The organism is Pseudomonas sp. JV241A, from assembly GCF_900275665.1.
In the GTDB taxonomy this organism is placed as follows: Bacteria; Pseudomonadota; Gammaproteobacteria; order Pseudomonadales; family Pseudomonadaceae; genus Aquipseudomonas; species Aquipseudomonas wadenswilerensis.
In genome coordinates this window covers 21,861-43,980 of sequence record NZ_OPYO01000006.1, presented here as the reverse complement: position 1 = coordinate 43,980, position 22,120 = coordinate 21,861, and the positions used below count along the sequence as shown (strand labels likewise).

Sequence of the window (22,120 nt, the reverse complement as noted above, 5' to 3'; positions counted from 1 at the left end):
GCTTGCACGGTCTTCAGGGCGGGGTGAAAGTCCCCACCGGCGGTAAATCGAAAGATGAGCCCGCGAGCGCCTCGGCCTTTGGTCGAGGGTCAGCAGATCTGGTGAGACTCCAGAGCCGACGGTCATAGTCCGGATGAAAGAAGGCGTCAGGTCAGGGCCATCGTGCGCCCTGGCGCACGCATTTTGTTCGCCCTGAAACGTTCATCGATCACTTACGAGGAGCGTTTCATGTCCCCTTTGCACCGCAAGCAATTCCCTAACGTCGCTGCCGCCGTCGCTGCCTATCAGGCCGGTAAACCCGTGCTGTTGCTCGATGACGACGACCGCGAGGACGAGGCGGATATCATCGCCGCCGCCGAAAACATCAGCCTGCAGACCATGGCCATGATGATCCGTGATTGCAGCGGCATCGTCTGCCTGTGCCTGGATGAAATCACCGTTGACGAGCTGTCGCTGGCACCGATGGTGCCGAACAACCGCGCCCGCCATGGCACCGGTTTCACTGTGACCATCGAAGCCGCTGAAGGCGTATCCACGGGCGTGTCGGCCCAGGACCGCATCACCACCATCCAGGCAGCGCTGGACTCGACCCGCGCAGACCTGCGCATCGTCAGCCCCGGCCACGTGTTCCCGCTGCGCTCACGCGATGGCGGCGTGCTCACCCGTCGTGGCCACACCGAAGGCTCGGTAGACCTCGCCCGCCTGGCTGGCCTGCGTCCGGCAGCGGTCCTCTGCGAGCTGATGAACCCCGATGGCAGCATGGCCCGTGGCGAACAGGTGGCAGAGTACGCCAGGCTGCATTCGCTGCCGGTACTGACCATCGACGAGTTGGCCCGTTACCGCCAGGCAGCCTTGACTCCCGCCCTGGAAAGCGCCTGAAAAATATTCTGTTCGAGAAAATTTACAGCCCTGCAGACAGCTACTAAGGTGAATACAGAGGAGTGAATCGCGGCTGATTCAAGGCAGTCGCATCGTGCTGAGCGGGTGCAGCTTCATGCACCCGGATTTGCCTCTATTAGGAGGCGGGAAGACGACTTCATGGGGCGCCGCAAGCCAACCCGGAGTCGTCCCCGCCTCTGCTTTTTTCTGCCCTACTTCAAGCCCAGCTGCGTGCGCAAAAAGTCGTGCAGGCCGACCGCGCTTTTCTTGTAGCCGTCCGCCGTCAGGTGCACCAGATCGCCACGGGCCAAGCCTGAAGCCTGCCAGCCGGTAATCGAACACTGTCCGCCCATATACGCCTGCCAGTCCCAGAACAGGGCATTGGCCTGCTTGGCTGCCTGGCGCTGGATGCGGATCAACTGGGCCAGTTGCTGCGGCTGGCGCGCGGCGCAACTGCGGGCCTTGCGCTGCTTGATCGAGTCCGGCGGACCAACCAGCAGCACCACCGCCCGCGGCAGGTCCTGGCGCAGGCGCTTGAGGGTATTGCGCAGTTGCGTCTGGTACAGGTTGAGATCGAGAGTGTCATCGAAGGCTTCGTTGGTGCCGTAGGCGAGGATCACCAGGTCCGGGCGCAAGGTCTTGAGGTTGTCCTGCCAGCCGGCCTGCCATTTGTCCTGCACCTCAAGACGCGCGCCGTTGATACCCAGCGCCGAATAGATCACCCCGGCATTCTTCTGGCCCTGGATGTACCACCCCCCCAGCACGGTGCCGGGACGGCCGTTGAGGGTCAGGTCCAGCGGCAGACCGAGGTTGCCGACCTGCGGGCCGAAGCGCCATTGCCCGCCGGTTGCCGCCAGCATGCGCTGGTTGCGTCCACGGCCGTCGCGCAGCACCAGGGTACTGTTCTCCCGCGCCTGGTACAGCGCCTGCACGCGATAACGTTGGGCACCAGGTTCACGGGCCTCGATGCGTACGCTGGGGTTGGCCGCCATCGGCACCGACAAGTAACCGCCGAGCGGGAACTGCGTGCTCTGCTGATTACGCGCCGACACCAGCTCCCACTGGCGCTTGGCGGCTTTGAGGATAACCTGGTCGTAGCGGGTGCCCGGCACCGGCGTGGCGGCGATCAGGCCGATACCGCCGTCGCCATATCGCGCTTGCAGCAGGCGGCGCATCTCGCCACTGAACAGATCGGCAGCGGTGTGCGAGTCGCCGAACTGAATGATATTGACCGGCGCGCGGTTGGCGTTCTTGAACTTGCCCGCCAGTACCGCCAGGTTGCCATCGACGCGGTTGACCGGGGCCTTGGCCGCCGTATTGGCTGGCCTGGCCGTGGTATTGACCGCCGCCACCGGGCTACAGCCCGGCAGCGCGCAGATCAGCAGGGCCAATCCCAGAATGTTGTGCAGTCGACGCATCAGTGTCCCGTTACAGTGAGGCCGGGAAAGGCGATCATCGAGAGAATCCGTTCCGAGATCAGCTTCTGTCCGGTGGTGGTGAAATGGATGCCGTCATCGACCCGGGTCTTGATCCGTTTGCCCTGGCTGTTCTGCAAAGTAGCGGAGAAGCTGTCGTCGTTGTAACCGAGTGCCGGGTTGGCCGAAACGTAGTGCTGTTGGTACAGGCCGGTCTGTTGCTCGTACAACCCGCTCAGATAAGCCATGGCCGTAGACAGCTTGGGCTTCTGCATGTTCGGCGGCCCGACCCAGATCACCTGCACATTGTGCGCACGGGCCTGGTCAAGAATCGAGTCGATGCGCTGGCGATAGGTGACTTCCCACTCCGGCGACTTGAAGCGCAGGAACGGCTTGCCCTTGCCCTGGGGCATGTCCCACGGGTCATTGGGGCCGAGGAAGATCACCATCAGGCGAATGTTCGGCTCGCTTTCCAGGGTCTTGGCCACGGTCTGCGGCCAGTTGAAGAACCCCGGATAGGCAAGGCCGGTGCTTTGCTTGCTGAGGTTGACGCTCTTGATCTGGTAGCGCTTGCGCAGGCTGTTGGCCAGGTGCGGGGCGACGCCCTGCATCAGCGAGTCGCCGACCAGGAACACTTCATCACCGGCCGCCAGGGACACAACGGTGCCCGCTTGCAGCGGCGTCTGGGCAACCTGGGCCGCAGGTTGGGTCACCGGCGCAGCAACGGGCGCAGCAGGTGCCGCCACCTGGACTACGACCGGCTTGCTGACCGCTACCTGCGCGGTAGCTGGCGGCTTGCCCAGGTGCACCGGAACCACCCGGATCGGCGCCGGCAGCTCGACCGTATCGCTGGCCTCGACCTTGGCCACCAGTACCGGCTCGTTACGTTTTTCCAGGCTATCGACAAAACTGTCGCGGGCATCGCCCAAGGCGTGGGTCAGGTTGCCACCCAGGCGCCAGGCCGGGCTTTGCCCGAGCACCGGCAGCTCGCAGCTCTGGTGATATTTCTGCTGGCAATAGAGGCTGATCGAATCCTGGTTCAGCCAGAACAACAGCAGCGTGGTGATGACGATGGCGTACAACGCCTTGGCCGCGCCCGCTTGCGAGGACATCAAACGACCGGCATTAGAAACTTGCATAGATGAACCCCGGCACGCCCGATTGCGAAGCAAAAATAACCAAGGAAACGAACAACCCCAGCGGTATCGGATACAACTGCCAAGGCAAGCGCGTGGTCGCTGCAAAGAACTGACGCAGGAGCACCAGCAACTGCGGGTAGACAGCCACATACAGCACGCTCACCAGCAACAGCAGGCCGGTACTGGAGAACAATCCATCCAGGCTCAGCCCACCGATTCCGGCGAGCATGTCCACGGCTTCATCAAGGCTCGCACTGCGGAAGAAGATCCAGGCGAAGGCCACATAGTGGAAGGTCAGCAGACGCGCCGCCAAACCGGCCCCCGGCCAGCGCATCGGCTGCGGCAGGATGTAGGTCGAGGCCTTGTACAGCGCCAGGCCGATACCGTGCAACGCGCCCCAGATGATGAAGTTGATGCTCGCCCCGTGCCACAGCCCGGAAACCAGCATCGCCAGCAGCATGTTCAGGTTGCCGCGCCACACGCCCTGGCGGTTACCGCCCAGGGGGATGTAGACATAGTCGCGAATGAACAGCGACAGGCTGATATGCCAGCGGCCCCAGAATTCCTTGAGGTTGTGCGCGGCATAGGGCGCATTGAAGTTCTCGGGCAGGCGAAAGCCCAGCAGCAAGGCAATGCCGGTGACCAGGTTGGTGTAGCCGCTGAAGTTGAAATAGATCAGGAAGCTGTAGCCATACACGCTCAGCAGGATCTGCTCGGGCGAATAGCTGCCCGGCGTTTCAAACACCGGGTCGACCCACTCACTGGCCAGCCAGGCGCTGCAAAAGAACAGCTTGACCACCGCCAGGGCGATCAGGCCCAAAGCCCGTTGCGGCTCCAGCACCTCACGGATACCGCTGGTGCGAATCTGCGCCAGCATGTGGCTGGCGCGGTTGACCGGGCCGGCAATCAGGCTGGGGAAGAACGCCAGGTACAGGGCCAGGTCGAACGGCGAAGCCAAGGGCATCTCGCGGCGGTTGATCGACACCAGGTAGCTGACCGAGTGAAAGGCGTAGAACGACAGGCCGATCGGCACCAGCACTTCCAGCACCGGCAGTGACACATCCAGCCCGGCACTGGCCAGGGCACCCTGCACGCCGCCGACAAAGAACTCCTGATACTTGAACAGATAGAAGCAGCCCAGCACCAGCAGCAACACCAGCAAATAGCTGAAGCGCCGCCCGGGATACCGCTCACCGACCAGGCCGAGCAGGTACACCAGGGCGCTGTAGCCCAGCAGGATATACAGGGAGTTGAAGCTGAAACTGGCCACCAGTGCGTAACTGGCCGCCAGCAGCAGGACGTTCTGCAGGCGAACGCTCCAGCACAGGCTCCAGTAGACGATGAAAAACAGTGTGAAGCAGAGGCCGAACTCGATCGAAAGGAAGCTCACAACGTAGTCCATTACGTGACAACAGAAATAGGAGGCTTCACCGCGAGAAACCCGCGGGGTAAAGCGGGCGCGATTATGGCAGAGAGCCATAAGCCCTCACAATGCGAGCCCTGCAGAAAAATCAAGACTTCACCGGCGGCCTTTGTGCAACAGAATGCGACGAAAGATCGCCCCTATCGATTTGCTCCCCCCGCCCCGCTCTGCTAGTGTCGCGCCGTTTATACCGCCACCGAGACAGCCGCCATGGCCCGAAAAAAAGCCTCCATTGATTTCGAGCAATCCCTCGCCGACCTGCAGGTCCTGGTCGAGCGCCTGGAGAACGGCGAGCTGTCGCTGGAAGACTCGCTGACCGCCTTCGAACAAGGCATCAGCCTGACCCGCGACTGCCAGAGCGCTCTGGCCCAGGCCGAACAGAAGGTCCAGGTGTTGCTTGAGCGCGATGGCGAGCTGGCCGCCGAGCCTTTCGATGCGGACCAGGCAGAATGATCAGTCGCTATCAGGCCGACTGCCAGGCCCGGGTCGACGCCGCCCTTGAGCAACTGTTCGTGCCGCCGTCGCAGGAACTCACCCGCCTCTACCAGGCCATGCGCTATAGCGTGATGAACGGCGGCAAGCGCGTACGCCCGCTGCTCGCCTACGCCGCTTGCGAAGCCCTGGGTGGCACGCCGGAGCAAGCCAACGGCGCTGCCTGCGCGGTCGAGCTGATTCACGCCTACTCGCTGGTGCACGACGATTTGCCGGCCATGGACGATGACGACCTGCGCCGCGGCCAGCCGACCACCCACAAGGCCTTCGATGAAGCCTGCGCGATCCTGGCTGGCGACGGCTTGCAGAGCCTGGCCTTCAGTGCCCTGCTCGACCCGCAGCTGAGCCCGCAGCAAGACAGCATCCGCCTGGCCATGGTCCAGGCCCTGGCGTTGGCCGCCGGCCCTGCCGGCATGGTCGGCGGCCAGGCCATCGACTTAGGTTCGGTGGGCCTCAAGCTCGACCAGACGGCGCTGGAGTTCATGCACCGGCACAAGACCGGCGCGCTGATCGAAGCCAGCGTCAGGCTCGGCGCCCTGGCCAGCGCCCGCGCCGACCAGACCCAGCTCAAGGCCCTGCAAACGTATGCACAGGCCATCGGCCTGGCGTTCCAGGTCCAGGACGATATCCTCGACGTCGAGAGCGACACCGAAACCCTGGGCAAGCGCCAGGGCGCAGACATCGCCCGCGACAAGCCGACCTACCCGGCCTTGCTCGGCCTCGACGCCGCCAAGGCCTATGCCCTGGAACTGCGCGACCAGGCCCTGCATGCCCTGCGTCCGTTTGACGCGGCGGCCGAGCCGCTGCGGGAATTGGCGCGTTATATCGTTGAACGGCGTAATTAAGCGCAAACCGCATCGCGGGGCAAGCCCGCTCCCACAGCGATCACTGTAGGAGCGGGCTTGCCCCGCGATTAGCTCAAATGGGCAGCCAATACCGCAATAAGGTAAACTGCCGCCACTTCATATCTATAACGATTCGCCTGATGCCCACGACGTTTCAAGAGATCCCCCGCGAACGCCCGGTCACGCCGCTGCTTGACCGTGCTGATACGCCTGCCGGCCTGCGCCGCCTGGCTGAAGCCGACCTGGAGAGCCTGGCCGACGAGTTGCGCCAGGAATTGCTCTATACCGTTGGCCAGACCGGCGGGCATTTCGGTGCCGGCCTGGGCGTCATCGAGCTGACGATCGCCCTGCACTACGTCTTCGACACCCCGGACGACCGCCTGGTGTGGGACGTTGGTCATCAGGCCTATCCGCACAAGATCCTCACCGGTCGCCGCCAGCGCATGAACACCCTGCGCCAGAAGGACGGCCTGGCCGCCTTCCCGCGCCGCGCCGAGAGCGAGTACGACACCTTTGGTGTCGGTCACTCCAGCACCTCGATCAGTGCTGCCCTGGGCATGGCCATCGCCGCCCGCCTGCAGAACGATCCACGCAAGTCCATCGCCGTGATCGGCGACGGCGCGCTGACCGCCGGCATGGCCTTCGAGGCGTTGAACCACGCCCAGGAAGTCGATGCCGACATGCTGGTGATCCTCAACGACAACGACATGTCGATTTCGCGCAATGTCGGCGGCCTGTCCAATTACCTGGCCAAGATCCTCTCCAGCCGCACCTACTCGAGCATGCGCGAGGGCAGCAAGAAAGTCCTGTCGCGCCTGCCCGGCGCCTGGGAAATCGCCCGCCGCACCGAAGAATACGCCAAAGGCATGCTGGTGCCCGGCACCCTGTTCGAAGAGCTGGGCTGGAACTACATCGGTCCGATCGATGGCCACGACCTGCCGACCCTGATCACCACCCTGCGCAACATGCGTGACCTCAAGGGCCCGCAGTTCCTGCACGTGGTGACCAAGAAGGGCAAGGGCTTCGCCCCGGCCGAAGTCGACCCGATCGGCTACCACGCGATCACCAAGCTCGAGCCTGTGGACAAACCTGCCGCCGCGCCGAAACAGGCCGCTGGGCCGAAGTACTCCGCGGTGTTCGGCCAATGGCTGTGCGACATGGCGGCGGCCGACCAGCGCCTGGTCGGCATCACCCCGGCCATGAAGGAAGGCTCCGACCTGGTGGCCTTCAGCGAGCGCTACCCGGATCGCTACTTCGACGTCGCCATCGCCGAACAGCACGCGGTAACCCTGGCGGCGGGCATGGCCTGCGAAGGCAGCAAGCCGGTGGTGGCGATCTATTCGACCTTCCTCCAGCGCGCCTACGACCAGCTGATCCATGACGTTGCGGTGCAGAACCTCGACGTACTGTTCGCCATCGACCGCGCCGGCCTGGTCGGCGAAGACGGCCCGACCCACGCAGGCAGCTTCGACCTGTCGTTCCTGCGCTGCATCCCCGGCATGCTGGTGATGACCCCGAGCGACGAGAACGAACTGCGCAAGATGCTCAGCACCGGCCACCTATACAACGGCCCGGCGGCCGTGCGCTACCCACGCGGCAGCGGCCCGAATGCGACCATCGAGAGCAACCTCGAGCCGTTGGAAATCGGCAAGGGCATCGTTCGCCGCCAGGGCAGCAAGGTAGCCTTGCTGGTGTTCGGCGTGCAGCTGAGCGAAGCCCTGAAGGTTGCCGAGCAGATCGACGCCACCGTGGTTGACATGCGCTTTGTCAAACCGCTGGATGAAGCCCTGGTGCGCGAAATCGCCGGCAGCCACGAGCTGCTGGTGACCCTCGAAGAGAACGCCATCATGGGCGGCGCCGGTGCGGCGGTAAGTGAGTTCCTCGCGCGTGAAGCCGTACTCAAGCCGGTGCTGCACCTGGGCCTGCCAGATGTGTATGTCGAGCATGCCAAGCCTGCGCAGATGCTGGCCGAGTGCGGGCTGGATGCGGCCGGGATCGAGGCTTCGGTGCGTCAGCGGATGCAACTGCTCGGTCTTTGATCTTCGGGGCCTTAACCGGCCTCATCGCTGGCAAGCCAGCTCCCACAAGTACAGCGCATGCAGAACCTGTGGGAGCTGGCTTGCCAGCGATAGCAATGGAACTGCCCATGAAATCCCTGCGCCTGGTAGCCCCACTCCTGCTATTGCCGACCACCCTGCTGGCCGAGCCCATCGACCGCGAAAGCGCCCTGAAGCTGCCCGACACGCTGATCAGCGCCAACCGCCAGGTCGAAGACCGCACCCAGACCAGCGCCGCCAACACGGTGTTCACCCGTGCTGACATCGACCGCCTGCAACCTTCCAGCATCACTGACCTGCTGACCCGGGTACCCGGCGTTCAGGTCTCGCGCACCGGCGGGCGTGGCAGCCTGCCCGGCATCTTCATTCGCGGCACCAAGTCGGCCCAGAGCCTGGTGCTGGTGGACGGCGTACGCATCGCCAACACCTCGTCCGGTGACAGCGGCCTGCAGTTTCTCAACATCGATCAGATCGAGCGGGTCGAAGTACTGCGCGGGTCGCGCTCGGCGATCTACGGCAGCGATGCGATTGGCGGGGTGATCCAGATCTTCACCCGCCGCGCCAGCACGCCCGGCCTGCAGCCACGCCTGCACCTGGCCGGCGGCAGCAACAAGACCTGGCAGCGTGATGTTGGCCTGTCCGGTGGTGACGAGCGCACCCGTTTCAACCTCGCCGCCGGCCTGGACGAAACCGCTGGCATCAACGCCACCCGCGAATCGTTTCCCGCCAACGGCGATCACGATGCCTACCGCAACAAGAGCCTGAGCCTGAACCTCAGCCATGTCGCCAGCGACTCGCTGGAGCTGGGCCTGAACTGGCTCGACAGCCACGGGCGCAGCGAATACGACAATCTGTTTGGCGACCAGAGCCAGCCTTATACCGACTTCAACGTCTCCAGCGTCGGCACCTATGCCGACGCCCAGTTCACCGAGATGTGGCATTCACGCCTGGAGCTGGGCCACAGCGAAAACCGTGATACCAAGCGCGACTCGCTGCAACCGGGCGGTAGCGAGTTCAACACCTATCGCGATTCGCTGAACTGGCAGAATGACCTGAGCCTCGACGAACACAACAACCTGCTGCTGGGTGGCGACTGGTACCAGGACCGCCTGCACGGCAGCACGCCCCTGGACGAAGACAGCCGCTGGAACCGCGCCGCCTTTGTGCAGCACCGCTACAAGGGCGACAGCTTCAGCACCGAAGTGGGCGTGCGCCGCGACCAGAACCAGCAGTTCGGCAGCCAGAACAGCTGGAGCGCCAGCCTCGGCCTGCCGCTCAACGCGGACAACGACCTGCTGCTGTCCTACAGCGAAGGCTTCCGCGCGCCGACCTTCAATGACCTCTACTACCCGGACTTTGGCAACCCCGACCTCAAGCCCGAGCGCTCGAAAAGCTACGAATTGCAATGGCGCAGCCAACTGGCTGAAACCACCCGGCTGGAGGCGTCGCTGTACCGCACCGACCTGCGCAATGCGATCTCCCTGGGCCCCAACTACATTCCGCACAATGTCGGTTCGGCACGGATCAACGGCTTCGAAGCCAGCCTGCATCAGGCGTGGTTCGGCTGGCAGAGCAACCTGGGCCTGTCGCTGATCGACCCGCGTGACCGCGATTCCGGGCACACCCTGGAACGCCGTGCCCGCCGTACCTTGAGCCTGGACCTGGATCGCCAGTTCGATCGCCTGGGCCTCGGTGCCAGCTGGCAGGCGGTCAGCAGCAGTTACGCGGATGCGGACAACAAACGCTCACTCAGTGGCTACGGTCTGCTCGGTTTGCGCAGCAGCTGGAACCTGAGCCGCGAGATTCGCCTGGAGCTCAAAGCCGATAACCTGCTGGACAAAGCCTACAGCCGCGCGCAGTACAACTATGGCGCAGGCTATGCTGACTATCGCGAAGAGGGCCGGACCTGGCTATTGGGCGTCACCTGGACGCCGGCGCTTTAGCCTGCAACAACGCACACAACTTCGCCGTCGCTTCGATCATCTGCCCACTGGGGCGCTCCAGGCCTTTGTCCGGCACCTGCAGCAACAGGCCGTCGCGCACTGCCGCAACGTTGGGCCAGGCCTTCCAGGCGTCTAGCTGAGGCTGATCGGGGGCGAGGATGACCTGGGGATTGCGCGCCAGCACGGTCTCCAGGTTGACCTGAGGCGCCGGCTGGGTGAGGTCGGCGAACACGTTGCGCGCGCCACAGACGCTGAGGGCATCGGAGATGATCTGATAGCCACCGACGGTGTACAGCGGCTTGTCCCAGACCTGATAGAACACCGACAGCGGGCGCTCTCGGCGGTACTGTTGGCGTAACGCTGCAAGGCGGCTGCGCAAGGCATCGGCCAACTGCCCGCCTTGCTCCTTGCGCCCGATGCGCACGCCAATTTCGTCGACCTGGGAAACCAGGTCATCCAGCTCGTGCACATCGACGCTATACAGCGGGATACCGAGACGTTCGAGCTGGTCGCGCTGGGCCGCCGGCACGCTGCCCGGCCAGTACAGCACCAGATCCGGGCGCACGCTGAGCAGGCGCTCCATGTCCAGCTGGCCATAGCGGCCAACCAGCGGCACGTCTTCCAGTTGCGCCGGCCGTTCGTGCCACTCGGCCATGCCCACCAGCAGATCGCCGGCCTGCAGGTCGAGAATGATTTCAGTGATCGAAGGCGCCAGGCTGACCACCCGCGGCGCTGCCGCCAATGGCATGCCGAGGGCCAGCAGCAACAGCCACAGGTAACGGCGCATCAGCCGAGCTGGCGAGGGATACGGTAGAGGTAGAGCAGGACCAGGCTGGAGATCGCCAGGAGGATCTGCGGCACCGCCTCAAGGCCGACGAATACCGACAGCGCAGCGATCCAGGCCGGCAGGCAGGCGAACAGCATGCCCAGCCGGCGGATGCGTGCCAGCTCGATCCAGGCCCCAGGCTCGTCGTCAGTGTTCAAGGCTTTCTGGGTCGCGATCAGCCCGTGCTTGTACGCACCGAAGCGCGGCAGGCTGAGGAACATCGACGCCACGCCGGCGATGAACATCGGCATGGCCAGGATCGGAATCAGCGCCTGCACGCCACCAAAGGCCCAGGCAAACACCAGCAACGGTGCCAGCGCCACCGCCAGGTACTGCCACCAGGCCAGCTCCAGACGACGGCGAACCTGGGCGCGGGTCACGCCCGACCGGCCTCGCCCTGGTGCTCGTTGCCCATCATGTGGCCGAGCTTGCCGGCTTTGGTCGCCAGGTAGTGTTTGTTATGTGGGTTGTGGCCGGTGTGCAGCGGCACGCGTTCGGCAACCGGGATGCCCATGCTGGTAAGGGCCTTGACCTTGCGCGGGTTGTTGGTCATCAGCCGCAGCGACTTGACCCCCAGATGCTCGAGCATCGGCTGGCACATGCCGTAGTCACGCTGGTCGGCGGCAAAGCCCAGGCGCTCGTTGGCCTCGACAGTGTCGGCGCCGCCGTCTTGCAGCTCGTAGGCGCGGATCTTGTTCAACAGGCCAATGCCGCGGCCTTCCTGGCGCAGGTACAGCAGCACGCCGCGGCCTTCGCGGGCGATCGCCTGCAGGGCCGCTTCGAGTTGCGAACCGCAGTCGCAGCGCTGGCTGAACAAGGCGTCGCCGGTCAGGCATTCGGAATGCAGGCGCCCCAGCACCGGCTGCCCGTCGGCCACATCACCCAGGCTGAGCACGACGTGCTCGCGGCCGGTGGCTTCATCGAGAAAACCATGCATGGTGAAGGTCGCAAAGGGGGTAGGCAGCTTGGAAGCGGCAACAAAAACGACGGGCACGTTGTGCTCCTGATCAGTAACTTGAAAATTGACGTGGGGCGATTGTATCAGCAGCGCAGCGCCGCTGCTTAGGCTGAATTATTGGGCAAACAGATCGAGAGGTTCGATATTGCCTAACGGTTCTTGCCCTCGCCGCCGAACGGATACGGCTGTTGCCAGTGCTCGAAGATCGCCCGCAACTCGCCACTGGCCACCAGCTTGTCCATGCGTTGATCGAACAGGGCGCGCAACGCTTTGCCCTCGGCAGTGCGGCCAAAGGCGATGTACAGCGGCAGTTCGGCCAGGTGGCTGCGGCGGAACAGCTCGGGCTTGGGCGCCTGTTCGAGGACATAGTCGACTTCGGTCAGGGCATCGATGTAGAAGTCGACGCGATCGTGCTCAAGCATCGGCAAAATCCCCTCGCGGCGCTGGATCTCGCGAAAATGGCCGACGTTGGGCAGGTAGTTCTTGTAGTCATAACCGCGCACCCAGGCCAGGCGATACTGGCCAAGGGTCTGCTGGGTGGGCACAGGACGGCTGGCCAGGCCCAGGGCATAGATATGGTCCATGTCGAAGTACCAGCGCGGGTAGAGGTTGTCGGCGTTCTCTTCGTGATAGGAGCCGACCCAGGCATCCGCCTCACCACGCTTGACCAGGCCGACCGCACGGCTGTACGGCGCACTCAGGGTACGGACCTTGACGCCGGCCGGCTCGAACACCTTGCGCAGCACGTCCCAGGCCAGACCGCTGCCATCGGCGTTGGTGTAATCGAGCCATTCCTCACTGACCAGACGGACCTGGCCGGGCGTCGCCAAGGGCGCATCAGCCGCCTTTACCACATTTGCCGCCAGAACCAGCAACAACAGCAACAGCCGCCATCCCGTCATCACCCCGCTCCCTTAGGTAAAGCTCCATACCAGAACCTGCATGCCCAGCCAGGCAAACACCCCCGCCAGCACATCGTCGAGCATGATCCCGACCCCGCCATGTACGTGACGGTCAACCCAGCGGATCGGCCAGGGCTTGAGGATGTCGAAAAATCGGAACATCAAGAAGCCCGCCAGCAGCCACAACCAGCCTTCTGGCACCAGCCACAGGGTGATCCACATACCGACCATTTCGTCCCAGACGATCCCCTCATGGTCGTGGACTTTCAGGTCATCGGCGACCTTGCCGCACAGCCAGAAGCCGAACAGCATGGTCAGGCCGAGCATCAGCCAGTAGCCCCAGTCGGGCAGCATCTGCCACAACGGGATAAAAGGTAGAGCCACCAGCGAGCCCCAGGTTCCCGGCGCCTTGGGCAAAGTCCCGGAGCCGAAGCCGAAAGCCAGAAAATGCCAGGGATTGCGCCAGACCGACGGCGGAACGAACTCCGCTGGCACCTGTTTGGGGTGATCGGTCACGGTGTCTCCTTAAAATGTTGATAGCCCCGGGTTTGCGGGGTGATGTCCTGGCCGCCGCCATCGAGCAGGCGCACGCCGCTCCCGGCACCGACCCGCCCGACCACATGGATCGGCCAGCCGGCCGCCAGCAGGGACTCAAGCTCGGCTTCGGGCAAGGTAAAGGCCAGGACGTAATCATCGCCCCCGGCCAGTGCCGCCTGTTGCGCGTCGTCGTGGCCGAGAACAGCCTGCAGTGCCGCCGACAACGGTAACCGCTCAAGCTCGACCTGCAATGCCACATCCGACGCCTTGGCGATATGCCCACAATCGGCGAGCAGGCCGTCGGAAATGTCCAGCGCCGCCGTAGCCTTGCCGCGCAACGCCTGGCCCAACGCCAGTTGCGGCTGCGGCGACCAGTAATGGGCAAGCAGGGGCTCGGCCTGGGCAGCATCGGCCACGCGTTCGCCCAGCACCAGCGGCAAGGCGCCGGCGGCATTGCCCAGCTCGCCACCGACACAGAGCAGATCACCGGCTCGCGCACCGCTGCGGGTCAGGGCCTGACCGCCCGGCACACGGCCGAACACGGTCATGGTCAGGCTCAGCGGGCCACGGGTGGTATCACCGCCAATCAGGCTCAGCTGGCAACTTTCGGCCATCTGGTTCAAGCCACGGGCATAGGCTTGCAGCCAGTCGGCACGAACCTCCGGCAGGGTCAGGGCAAGGGTAAAGCCGATGGGCGTGGCGCCCATGGCCGCCAGGTCACTGGCAGCGACGGCCAGCGAACGCTGACCGAGCAGAAAAGGGTCGCAGACAGCCGGGAAATGCACCCCGGCCACCAGCGTATCGGTGGAGATCGCCAGCTGTTCGCCCGGTGGCACGCTGAGCAAGGCGCAATCATCGCCAATGCCCAGCGCCACGCCTTCACCACCTTGCGCACAGGACGCGGCGGCGAAGTAATGACGAATCAGCTCGAACTCACCCATTGGCACATAGCGCCGCAATCAGCGCTTGAACGCCTTGACTTCGGCTTCACGCAGGCGTGGAGCCAGCTTGTCGAGCACGCCATTGACGAATTTGTGGCCGTCGGTGGCGCCAAACACTTTGGCCAGCTCCACACCTTCGTTGATCACGACGCGGTACGGGACGTCAACGCGCATCATGAACTCCCAGGTGGACAGGCGCAGCACTGCCAGTTCAACTGGATCGAGCTCTTCAAGGGCCAGGTCCAGGCACGGCTTCAGTGCTTCGTCGATTTCGGCCTTTTTCACCGGAACCCCGTGAAGGATTTCGCGGAAGTAGGCACCGTCGACATCGGTGAAATCGTTATCGACCCGGAACTGCGCTTCGATCTCGTTCAGCGACTGCTTGGCCATGTGCCATTGGTACAGGGCCTGAGTCGCGAGCTGACGGGCTTCGCGACGCTTGGCGCTTTTCGATGGCTTGCCAGCATCCGCAGGTTTTGGATCGCGCGGGTTGAAACGATCGCTTTCGTCGCTAATCACTTGGCCTCCAACTGCGCCAGCAGGCTGACCATTTCCAGAGCGGACAGGGCAGCTTCGGCGCCCTTGTTGCCGGCCTTGGTGCCGGAACGCTCAATGGCCTGTTCGATCGAGTCGACGGTCAGGACACCGAAGGAGACCGGCACGCCGAACTCCATGGACACCTGGGCCAGGCCCTTGGTGCATTCGCCCGCTACGTACTCGAAATGCGGGGTACCGCCACGGATCACGGCGCCCAGGGCGATGATCGCGGCATATTCGCTTTGCTGGGCGACTTTCTGTGCTACCAGCGGGATTTCGAAGGCACCCGGGGCACGGATGATGGTGATGTCGCTTTCGTTCACACCGTGGCGAACCAGGGCGTCAACGGCACCGCTCACCAGGCTTTCGACAACGAAGCTGTTGAAGCGGCCAACCACCAAAGCATAGCGACCTTTGGGGGCGATGAAGGTACCTTCGATGGTCTTCAGGGTCATTCCGGAGTTCTCATCTTAAAGAGCCAGGCCGCAAACGGGCGGCCTGTGGGGGTTTGGGACACGAATGGCAGCGCGACAAACCGCCTGCTTTATTCGGAGGGCACGTATTCTACAACTTCCAGATCGAATCCGGATATCGCATTGAACTTCATTGGCGAACTCATCAGGCGCATTTTGCGCACGCCGAGGTCGCGCAGGATCTGCGAACCGGCACCGACGGTGCTGTAGGTGGTCGGGGTTTTCGCCTGCGGGGCAGCGTCGGCGCTTTCGCGAATGTGCGCCAGCAGCACGTCGCCATCGAGCGGGTGACCGAGCAGCAGCACCACACCGCTGCCAGCGTCTGCAACGGCGCTCATGGCCGCGCGCAGGCTCCAGCGGCCCGGTTGCTTGACCATCAGCAGGTCGCGCAGCGGGTCCATGTTGTGCACCCGTACCAGGGTCGGTTCTTCAGCGCAGATGTTGCCCAGGGTCAGGGCCATGTGCACGTCGCCCTCGACCGAGTCACGGTAGGTGACCAGGTTGAAATGGCCCAGCTCGCTGTCCAGCGGCTGCTCGGAAACCCGCTGAACGGTACGTTCGTGGATCATCCGGTAGTGGATCAGGTCGGCGATGGTGCCGATCTTGATGTTGTGTTCGGCGGCGAAGGTTTCCAGCTCGGCACGACGGGACATGGTGCCGTCATCGTTCATCACCTCGCAGATCACCCCGCTCGGCTCGAAACCGGCCATGCGCGCCAGGTCGCAGGCAGCTTCGGTGTGGCCGGCACGGGCCAGGGTACCACCCGGCTGGGCCATCAACGGGAAGATGTGACCGGGGCTGACGATGTCTTCGGCCTTGGCATCACGGGCAGCGGCAGCCTGCACGGTGCGCGCACGGTCGGCGGCGGAGATGCCGGTGGTGACCCCGGTGGCGGCTTCGATCGACACGGTGAACTTGGTACCGAAGCCCGAGCCATTACGTGGCGCCATCAGCGGCAGCTTGAGCGTTTCGCAGCGCTCGCGCGACATCGGCATGCAGATCAGGCCCCGGGCGTGCTTGGCCATGAAGTTGATGTGTTCGGCCTTGCAGCACTCGGCGGCCATGATCAGGTCGCCTTCGTTCTCGCGGTCTTCGTCGTCCATGAGGATGACCATTTTGCCCTGGCGGATGTCTTCGACCAGTTCTTCGATGCTGTTGAGCGCCACGTGGCACCCCCTTTCAAATCAGGATTTCAGGTAGCCGTTGGCGGCCAGGAAACTTTCGGTGATGCCGCTGCCTTTGCTCGGCTCGGCGGCCTTGTCACCCAGCAGCAGACGCTCCAGGTAACGTGCCAGCAGGTCGACCTCAAGGTTCACCCGACGACCTGGACGGTAGTCGGCCATGATGGTTTCGGCCAGGGTGTGCGGGACGATGGTCAGCTCGAACTCGGCGCCATCGACGACGTTCACCGTCAGGCTGGTGCCGTCGACGGTGATCGAGCCCTTGTGGGCAATGTATTTGGCCAGTTCTTTCGGCGCACGGATGCGGAACTGGATGGCGCGGGCGTTATCGCTGCGCGAGACCACTTCGCCGACGCCGTCGACGTGGCCGCTGACCAGGTGACCGCCCAGGCGGGTGGTCGGTGTCAGGGCCTTTTCCAGGTTGACCCGGCTGCCGCTTTTGAGCTCGTTGAAGGCGGTGCAGTCGAGGGTTTCGCGGCTGACGTCGGCCCAGAAGCCATCGCCAGGCAGTTCGACCGCAGTCAGGCACACGCCGTTGACGGCGATGCTGTCGCCCAGTTTGACGTCGCCCAGGTCGAGCTTGCCGGTTTCGACATACACCCGCACATCACCGCCTTTGGGGGTCAGGGAACGGATGCTGCCAATCGATTCGATGATGCCGGTGAACATGGAGTCCTCCTCGAGAACAGGGCTGCGCGTGGCGCTAGCCGCAAATTATACGCCGGGCGCCGGCTTCGGTACCGCAGTGACTCGCCAGTCATCGCCTATTGCGCGCATTTCGGTGATCTGCAAATGGGGCGCCTGGCTCATTTTTTCCAGTGGCCAGTCGAGCAATGGCCGGGCATTGGAGCCGAGAATGCGCCCGGCGACAAAAATCTGATACTCATCGATCAGGCCCTGCCGGGCAAAGGCACCGACCAAGCCGGCGCCGGCTTCGACCAGCACTTCGTTGATGCCACGGGCCGCCAGCTCGAGCATCAGTGCGGGCAAATCGACGCGGCCATCGCTGCCCGGCAGGCGTAACAGCTCATGCCCGGCTTCAACATAACGCGGGTCGACTTCAGCGGCGGTTACCACCAGGGCCGGCCCCGCTTGAAAGAACGCTGCATCGAGCGGCAAACGCAAACGGCCGTCGATCAACACCCGCAAAGGTGGACGGGCCAGGGCCAGCGCGGTGGTTTCAGGGTCCAGGCCAAGTTCTTCGCCGCGCACGGTCATCCGCGCGTTGTCGGCCAGCACGCTTTCGGCGCTGGTCAGCACCACGCTGGATCGTGCACGCAAACGCTGCACCGCCGAGCGCGCCGCCGGGCCGGTGATCCACTGGCTCTCGCCGCTGGCCATGGCCGTGCGGCCGTCCAGGCTCATCGCCAGCTTGGCCCGCACGAACGGCAGGCCGTGTTCCATGCGCTTGAGAAAACCCGGGTTCAGGGCGCGGGCTTCAGCTTCAAGCACACCGCTTGCGACTTCTATGCCAGCGTCGGCCAGGCGCTTGAGGCCTTGGCCGGCGACTTGCGGATTAGGGTCCTGCATGGCCGCTACCACCCGCGCCACGCCGGCCTTGACCAGCGCCTCGGCACAGGGCGGCGTGCGCCCGTGGTGGCTGCACGGCTCAAGGGTGACGTAGGCACAGGCGCCGCGGGCCAGCTCACCGGCCTGGCGCAAGGCATGTACTTCGGCATGGGGCTCGCCGGCACGCACGTGCCAGCCTTCGCCGACGACCTGGCCATCACGGACGATCACGCAGCCGACGCGCGGGTTCGGGTGGGTGGAGTACAAGCCCTTGCGGGCCAACTCGATGGCCCGGGCCATGTAGTGCGCATCAAGCACCGCGCGTTCGCTGGACATGCTCACTCTTTAGCCGGCACACGGGCCAGGCGGTCGATTTCTTCACGGAACTCGTTGAGGTCCTGGAAGCGCCGGTACACGGAGGCAAAGCGGATATAGGCGACTTCATCGAGCTTCTGCAGCTCGGCCATGACCAGCTCGCCAACCACCAGCGACTTGATCTCGCGCTCGCCGGTGGCCCGCAGCTTGTGCTTGATGTGCGCCAGCGCCGCTTCCAGGCGCTCGACGCTGACCGGACGTTTTTCCAGGGCGCGCTGCATACCGGCGCGCAGTTTTTCTTCGTCGAAGGGCTGGCGGCTGCCGTCCTGCTTGATCAGCCGGGGCAGAACCAGTTCGGCGGTTTCGAAGGTGGTGAAGCGCTCACCGCAGGCAACGCATTCGCGCCGACGGCGCACTTGCTCGCCCTCGGCAACCAGTCGCGAGTCGATGACCTTGGTGTCGTTGGCACCGCAGAAGGGACAGTGCATGGTGGCAGGCAACAAAAAAAGGGAGGGCCATGGTAGCGCATCCCACTGGCAAGACAAGCCAAAGGGGTTACCATCCAGTGAGGAAATATGCCGCGAAGGAATTCCCCATGCCATCAAGAGCGCTTGTCGTGCTCAGTTTCGCCGCCCTGCTGGCCGCTTGCAGCAGCGATAAACCCCAGCCTGCGCCGGCCCCGAAAGCCCCTGTAGCCAGCAAACCGGCCAAAGAACTCGGCCCGCTGCCGGCCTATCAGCGCGAGTTGAGCGGCACTTTGCTCAACATCCCGGTCGGTGCCGAAGTCGAACTGGCCTTGCTGGTGATCGATGAACGTGGCCGTCCGCAAGGCCTGCTGGCCAGCAGCACGTTCAGCGGCAATGGCCTGGACCTGCCGTTTCGCCTGCGCTTCAACCCCGAAGCCTTTCCGGCCGGTGCGCGGGTCGAGCTGCGCGGCCGCGCGAGCAAATCCGGGCAACTGATCCTGCACCTGCCGCCCCTGCGTATCGCCCAGGCACAAACCCAGGCTACCGGCCCGCTGCGCTTCGAAAAGGCGCCATGATGGCGCCCGCTCCGCTGCAACAGGCCTTGAGCGAACTGCTGGGTGACGCGCAACTGGTGGTCAGCGATCTGCCCGAGTGCGCGCTCAGGTTGTGGCTGATCGATGCGCAGAACATGGACCGCGCCTTCAGCTCCGAAGAAACCCGGCGCATCCTCCACGAACCGCCGTACTGGAGCTTCTGCTGGGCCAGCGGCCTGGCCATGGCACGGTATCTGGACGAGCACCGGCACTGGGTCGAAGGCAAGCGCGTGCTCGATTTTGGCGCAGGGTCCGGCATTGCCGGTATTGCCGCGGCCAAGGCCGGGGCGCTTGAAGTCGTCGCCTGCGATCTTGATCCACTGGCGCTGCACGCCTGCCGGGCCAACGCCGAACTCAACGAGGTGGAACTGAGCTATTCCAGCGATTTCTTCCAGGAGGCCGACCGTTTCGACTTGATCCTGGTCGCCGATGTGCTCTACGACCGCGCCAACCTGCCGCTGCTGGATGAATTCCTCAGCCGAGGCCAGCAGGCCCTGGTGGCCGATTCACGGGTACGGGATTTCAGCCATCCGCTGTACCGGTCCCTGGGTGTGCTGGATGCCCTGACCTTGCCGGACCTGGCCGAGCCCCACGAATTCCGCCGGGTCAGCCTGTACCACGCCAGCCGCCAGCCTTTATAGTGATGCCATTCACGGATTTTCGAGAGTCGCGATGAACCCTGCTACCCCGTACATATTCGACGCCACGGCCACCGACTTCGATCAGTCGGTGATCCAGAACTCTTTCCACAAACCGGTGCTGGTCGATTTCTGGGCCGAGTGGTGCGCGCCGTGCAAGGCGCTGATGCCGCTGCTGGCGCAGATCACCGAGAGTTACCAGGGCGAACTGCTGTTGGCCAAGGTCAACTGCGATATCGAGCAGGACATCGTTGCCCGCTTCGGCATCCGCAGCCTGCCGACCGTGGTGCTGTTCAAGGATGGTCAGCCCGTGGACGGCTTTGCCGGTGCCCAGCCGGAGTCGGCGATTCGCACCCTGCTCGAACCCCACGTAAAACTGCCGCCACCCGCTGCCGCCGACCCGCTGGAACTGGCCCAGGCACTGTTTGCCGAAGGGCGCTTCAGCGAAGCCGAGAGCACCCTCAAGGCACTGCTCACGGAAGACAACAGCAATGCCGGTGCGCTGATCCTCTATGCCCGTTGCCTGGCTGAGCGGGGCGAGCTGGGTGAAGCCCAGACCGTGCTCGACGCGGTCAAGAGCGATGAGCACAAGGCCGCCCTCGCCGGCGCCAAGGCGCAACTGACCTTCCTGGGCCTGGCCGCCAGCCTGCCGGAAGTCGCCGACCTGAAAGCGCGCCTGGCGCAGAATGGCGAAGATGATGAAGCGGCGTATCAGCTGTGCATACAGCAACTGTCGCGCCAGCAGTACGAGGCGGCGCTGGAAGGCTTGCTGAAGCTGTTCAAGCGCAATCGCGGCTACGATGGCGGGGTGGCGCACAAGACCTTGCTGCAGGTATTTGACCTGCTGGGGAATGACCATCCGCTGGTCGGCACCTATCGTCGCAAGTTGTTTGCTGCCTTGTATTGAATTGATCGCGGGGCAAACCCGCTCCTGCTGATCTTGTAGGAGCGGGCTTGCCCCGCGATACCCTCATCACCCCACCCAGTGATAAACCGGCGCATCCGCCCCGCTTTCCACCTTCACCTCGGCACTATGGCGCAAGCGAACCAACAAGCGCTTGCCGGCCGCCATACTCCCCGCCAGCCCTTCCAGATGCTCGAGCAACTCCGGCCCGTTGAGCTGCCCGGCCTTGCGCAGCACCTCGCGCGCGGCCTGCCATAGCGCATCATCCGGCCGCACCGCTGCCACGGGAGCGGCAGCCACCGCCGGCGCTGGCGCCACAGCAACCAGCTGACCGCCCAGTTGCGCCCATTCCGCCGGGTCCAGTTCCAGGGTCAGGTCTACCGGCCAGTCGCCGATGTGTCCGCGAATTCGCATGGGTTTGTCCTTGTGCGCAATCAATGGGCCCATGCTCCCACGCCAACGCCTCATCGCCAAGCACACTGGCGCGGCCCGAACAAGTTGTTATAACATTACCAAATCCATCCAGTGCCTCTGCGGAGTCCGCCCATGCGTCGTCTGTTGCTTGCCTTGCCGTTTGCCTTGTTGCCCCTGGCCGTCGCTCATGCCCACGACGACGACCACGATCATGACCACGCTCATGGCAGCCTCGCCGCCCATGAGCACGGCGTTGCCCGCCTCAATGTAGTGCTGGACGACAAGACCCTGGAGCTGGAACTGGACAGCCCGGCGATGAACCTGGTCGGCTTCGAACACCCGGCCACCAGCGCCGCCGACAAGGCCAAGGTCGCTGCCGTACGCACACAATTGGAAAAACCATTGGCCCTGTTCGGCCTGGCTAAAGCGGCCAACTGCAGCGAGAGTGATCAGGAGCTGGAAAGCCCGCTGTTCGGCGACAAGCCGGCAGTCGATGACGATGGCGACGAGCACGAAGGCCACGCACACAGTGAAATCCATGCCCATTACCGGCTGGCCTGTGACAAGCCCGGCGAGCTCAAGAGCCTCGACCTGAGCCCATTGTTCAAGGCCTTCCCCGCCACCCAGAAAATTGCGCTACAACTGATCGGACCCAACGGCCAACAAGGTGTCGAAGCGACCCCGGCCAAAGCCACGATCAACTTCTGATAGCCCTTTTGCAGCGAAACGCCC

General features: G+C 64.0%; 25 protein-coding genes and 1 riboswitch. Of the genes, 9 read left to right on the top strand and 16 right to left on the bottom strand.

What is annotated here, in order from left to right; translation table 11 throughout:
* Positions 1-5 precede the first annotated feature (5 nt).
* Positions 6-149, top strand: a riboswitch (FMN riboswitch).
* A gap of 79 nt (positions 150-228) precedes the next feature.
* A complete protein-coding gene (ribB, locus tag JV241A_RS02495; protein WP_115085117.1) occupies positions 229-879 on the top strand; it encodes a 3,4-dihydroxy-2-butanone-4-phosphate synthase in 651 nt (216 codons plus the stop codon).
* A gap of 212 nt (positions 880-1,091) precedes the next feature.
* On the opposite strand, the gene JV241A_RS02490 is transcribed toward ribB, so the two are convergent.
* Genes JV241A_RS02490 through JV241A_RS02480 form a run of 3 tightly spaced genes read right to left on the bottom strand, consistent with a single transcriptional unit; the run spans position 1,092 to position 4,823 of the window.
* Positions 1,092-2,297 (bottom strand): SGNH/GDSL hydrolase family protein, encoded by a 1,206-nt coding sequence (locus tag JV241A_RS02490; RefSeq protein WP_134061304.1) that lies wholly within the window; start codon positions 2,295-2,297, stop codon positions 1,092-1,094.
* Positions 2,297-3,406: an SGNH family hydrolase gene (locus JV241A_RS02485; protein ID WP_345789710.1), complete on the bottom strand. Its 1,110-nt coding sequence runs from the start codon at positions 3,404-3,406 to the stop codon at positions 2,297-2,299. The genes JV241A_RS02490 and JV241A_RS02485 overlap by 1 nt, the downstream gene beginning before the upstream one ends.
* 13 nt (positions 3,407-3,419) lie before the next feature.
* Positions 3,420-4,823: an MBOAT family O-acyltransferase gene (locus JV241A_RS02480; protein ID WP_240047824.1), complete on the bottom strand. Its 1,404-nt coding sequence runs from the start codon at positions 4,821-4,823 to the stop codon at positions 3,420-3,422.
* A 243-nt stretch (positions 4,824-5,066) separates the two neighbouring features.
* Between JV241A_RS02480 and JV241A_RS02475 the strand changes: the two genes are divergently transcribed.
* From JV241A_RS02475 to JV241A_RS02460, 4 genes are all read left to right on the top strand, one after another.
* On the top strand, positions 5,067-5,309 hold the full coding sequence (locus JV241A_RS02475; protein WP_115085113.1) for an exodeoxyribonuclease VII small subunit: 243 nt from the start codon (positions 5,067-5,069) through the stop codon (positions 5,307-5,309).
* The gene (gene ispA, locus JV241A_RS02470; protein ID WP_115085112.1) at positions 5,306-6,193 is read left to right on the top strand and encodes a (2E,6E)-farnesyl diphosphate synthase; all 888 of its coding nucleotides are present in this window, start codon (positions 5,306-5,308) and stop codon (positions 6,191-6,193) included. Before JV241A_RS02475 ends, ispA begins: the two co-directional genes overlap by 4 nt.
* A 140-nt stretch (positions 6,194-6,333) precedes the next feature.
* Positions 6,334-8,232, top strand: coding sequence for a 1-deoxy-D-xylulose-5-phosphate synthase (gene dxs, locus JV241A_RS02465; RefSeq protein WP_134061301.1), 1,899 nt, complete (start codon positions 6,334-6,336; stop codon positions 8,230-8,232).
* Positions 8,233-8,339: 107 nt separating this feature from the next.
* Complete coding sequence (locus JV241A_RS02460) at positions 8,340-10,193, top strand: TonB-dependent receptor (protein WP_134061300.1); 1,854 nt, start codon at positions 8,340-8,342, stop codon at positions 10,191-10,193.
* On the opposite strand, the gene JV241A_RS02455 is transcribed toward JV241A_RS02460, so the two are convergent.
* From JV241A_RS02455 to nrdR, 12 genes are all read right to left on the bottom strand, one after another.
* Positions 10,171-10,980: a cobalamin-binding protein gene (locus JV241A_RS02455; protein ID WP_115085109.1), complete on the bottom strand. Its 810-nt coding sequence runs from the start codon at positions 10,978-10,980 to the stop codon at positions 10,171-10,173. The two genes, JV241A_RS02460 and JV241A_RS02455, sit on opposite strands and share 23 nt — an antisense overlap.
* The gene (locus JV241A_RS02450; protein ID WP_134061299.1) at positions 10,980-11,399 is read right to left on the bottom strand and encodes an MFS transporter; all 420 of its coding nucleotides are present in this window, start codon (positions 11,397-11,399) and stop codon (positions 10,980-10,982) included. The genes JV241A_RS02455 and JV241A_RS02450 overlap by 1 nt, the downstream gene beginning before the upstream one ends.
* A complete protein-coding gene (ribA, locus tag JV241A_RS02445; RefSeq protein WP_115085107.1) occupies positions 11,396-12,013 on the bottom strand; it encodes a GTP cyclohydrolase II in 618 nt (205 codons plus the stop codon). The genes JV241A_RS02450 and ribA overlap by 4 nt, the downstream gene beginning before the upstream one ends.
* A 113-nt stretch (positions 12,014-12,126) precedes the next feature.
* Entirely contained in the window at positions 12,127-12,879 is a 753-nt protein-coding gene (locus JV241A_RS02440) for a transporter substrate-binding domain-containing protein (protein WP_134061298.1), read from the bottom strand.
* Between the two features lie 12 nt (positions 12,880-12,891).
* Positions 12,892-13,395, bottom strand: coding sequence for a phosphatidylglycerophosphatase A (locus JV241A_RS02435; RefSeq protein WP_115085105.1), 504 nt, complete (start codon positions 13,393-13,395; stop codon positions 12,892-12,894).
* Positions 13,392-14,357, bottom strand: coding sequence for a thiamine-phosphate kinase (gene thiL, locus JV241A_RS02430; RefSeq protein ID WP_134061297.1), 966 nt, complete (start codon positions 14,355-14,357; stop codon positions 13,392-13,394). Before thiL ends, JV241A_RS02435 begins: the two co-directional genes overlap by 4 nt.
* Positions 14,358-14,375: 18 nt before the next feature.
* Entirely contained in the window at positions 14,376-14,876 is a 501-nt protein-coding gene (gene nusB / locus JV241A_RS02425) for a transcription antitermination factor NusB (protein WP_115085103.1), read from the bottom strand.
* The gene (gene ribE, locus JV241A_RS02420; RefSeq protein WP_010222842.1) at positions 14,873-15,349 is read right to left on the bottom strand and encodes a 6,7-dimethyl-8-ribityllumazine synthase; all 477 of its coding nucleotides are present in this window, start codon (positions 15,347-15,349) and stop codon (positions 14,873-14,875) included. Before ribE ends, nusB begins: the two co-directional genes overlap by 4 nt.
* A gap of 89 nt (positions 15,350-15,438) precedes the next feature.
* Positions 15,439-16,533, bottom strand: coding sequence for a bifunctional 3,4-dihydroxy-2-butanone-4-phosphate synthase/GTP cyclohydrolase II (ribBA, locus tag JV241A_RS02415; RefSeq protein ID WP_115085102.1), 1,095 nt, complete (start codon positions 16,531-16,533; stop codon positions 15,439-15,441).
* A gap of 18 nt (positions 16,534-16,551) precedes the next feature.
* Positions 16,552-17,217: a riboflavin synthase gene (locus tag JV241A_RS02410; RefSeq protein ID WP_010222840.1), complete on the bottom strand. Its 666-nt coding sequence runs from the start codon at positions 17,215-17,217 to the stop codon at positions 16,552-16,554.
* A gap of 45 nt (positions 17,218-17,262) precedes the next feature.
* Complete coding sequence (ribD, locus tag JV241A_RS02405; RefSeq protein WP_134061296.1) at positions 17,263-18,393, bottom strand: bifunctional diaminohydroxyphosphoribosylaminopyrimidine deaminase/5-amino-6-(5-phosphoribosylamino)uracil reductase RibD; 1,131 nt, start codon at positions 18,391-18,393, stop codon at positions 17,263-17,265.
* A 2-nt stretch (positions 18,394-18,395) separates the two neighbouring features.
* The gene (gene nrdR / locus JV241A_RS02400; RefSeq protein ID WP_010222838.1) at positions 18,396-18,860 is read right to left on the bottom strand and encodes a transcriptional regulator NrdR; all 465 of its coding nucleotides are present in this window, start codon (positions 18,858-18,860) and stop codon (positions 18,396-18,398) included.
* A gap of 107 nt (positions 18,861-18,967) precedes the next feature.
* On the opposite strand from nrdR, the gene JV241A_RS02395 reads away from it, so the two are divergent.
* The 3 genes from JV241A_RS02395 to trxA are packed head-to-tail and all read left to right on the top strand — an operon-like array spanning position 18,968 to position 20,977.
* Positions 18,968-19,414, top strand: a complete 447-nt coding sequence (locus tag JV241A_RS02395; protein WP_115085099.1) for a hypothetical protein — start codon at positions 18,968-18,970, stop codon at positions 19,412-19,414.
* On the top strand, positions 19,414-20,073 hold the full coding sequence (locus JV241A_RS02390; protein ID WP_115085098.1) for a 50S ribosomal protein L11 methyltransferase: 660 nt from the start codon (positions 19,414-19,416) through the stop codon (positions 20,071-20,073). Before JV241A_RS02395 ends, JV241A_RS02390 begins: the two co-directional genes overlap by 1 nt.
* A gap of 31 nt (positions 20,074-20,104) precedes the next feature.
* Positions 20,105-20,977 carry a thioredoxin gene (gene trxA, locus JV241A_RS02385; RefSeq protein WP_115085097.1) on the top strand — a complete coding sequence of 291 codons (873 nt, stop codon included), beginning with the start codon at positions 20,105-20,107 and terminating at the stop codon, positions 20,975-20,977.
* A gap of 66 nt (positions 20,978-21,043) precedes the next feature.
* Here trxA and JV241A_RS02380 read toward each other — a convergent pair whose 3' ends face one another.
* Positions 21,044-21,388 (bottom strand): hypothetical protein, encoded by a 345-nt coding sequence (locus JV241A_RS02380; RefSeq protein WP_115085096.1) that lies wholly within the window; start codon positions 21,386-21,388, stop codon positions 21,044-21,046.
* A 132-nt stretch (positions 21,389-21,520) separates the two neighbouring features.
* Here JV241A_RS02380 and JV241A_RS02375 point away from each other — a divergent pair, with 132 nt between their 5' ends.
* Positions 21,521-22,096 (top strand): DUF2796 domain-containing protein, encoded by a 576-nt coding sequence (locus JV241A_RS02375; protein ID WP_115085095.1) that lies wholly within the window; start codon positions 21,521-21,523, stop codon positions 22,094-22,096.
* The last annotated feature ends 24 nt before the right edge of the window (positions 22,097-22,120 follow it).